Genomic DNA, 901 nt, shown 5'->3' with positions numbered 1-901 from the left:
CCACACGAGTTGGCCGTTGGTGACTGTTCCGAGCCACCAGTTGTCGTCGCCGGGGTAGTAGAAGAGGATGTCGGTGGTTCCGCCGCCGGTGAAGTCACCGACCCAGAATGGTCGGCCGTCATCGAGGTCGCCGAAGCCTGCTGTGTCTCCGATCTGCGTGAACACCAGGGCGCCGCTGTTGTTCGTTCGGCCCAGATACCAGACCTGTCGCGCCGGCGAGTAGTACAGAAGCTGGTCCTGGCTGCCACCCTCGAACCTGCCCACCCAGGTATTCCAGGAGTGCGGATAGATGGGCCAGTACATCTGTGCAACAGCCGCACGGTCACCAACACTCAGCCCCGCGCGCTGCCCCATGATCGTGCCCGGTGGCAAGGGTTGAGTAGGCGAGATGGTCGTGCGGGGTCGGCCTGTCGCCGGGTCGATGGTGCCGAATGCGGTCGAACCGTAATGCATGATCGATCCGAAGTCGTACGCGCCGACGTCATCGCCATCGCTGATGTGCTGGTTGAAGTTGTGTGACTGGCCGGCCTGGATGTTCTGCCAGTGGATTGTGACGAAGGTGTCTCTGTCCTCCCGGCTCTGCTCATGCCACAGGCCGACCGCATGGCCTATCTCATGAATCGTTGCACCTGTCCCGCACTGGGCTGAAAGGTTGACGTCCTGGGACCCACCTCGGCGCCCGACCCAGGACGAGCATTGGTTGCTGTCCCTGCAGGTCAGCCACGCTGTATCAGTGGTCTGACGCTGCCGCAGGGCCAACCGCGTGCGGTCGTGCCACTGGGTGATCGCCGCGGTCAGATTCGTCCGTGAACCACCCCAGGTTCTCTGCCGCTCTTATACGGGTTGCTGCTCTCGGTTGAGAGCAGCGTAGTGGGCTTGCTCGAACTCCACCGGCGGCATC

1 protein-coding gene is annotated in these 901 nt (G+C 62.9%); it reads right to left on the bottom strand.

Translation table 11 applies throughout. The annotated features are described in order from the left end of the window. On the bottom strand, positions 1–798 hold a 798-nt coding region (locus ACGFIF_RS43205; RefSeq protein WP_393163650.1), incomplete at its 3' end, for a M12 family metallopeptidase. Positions 799–901: the final 103 nt, after the last annotated feature.

Origin of the sequence: Kribbella sp. NPDC049174 (assembly GCF_043197365.1) — a bacterium.
Classification (GTDB): domain Bacteria; phylum Actinomycetota; class Actinomycetes; order Propionibacteriales; family Kribbellaceae; genus Kribbella.
Note: the sequence above shows the minus strand (reverse complement) of the source record. Positions and strands in the feature narration are given on the sequence as shown.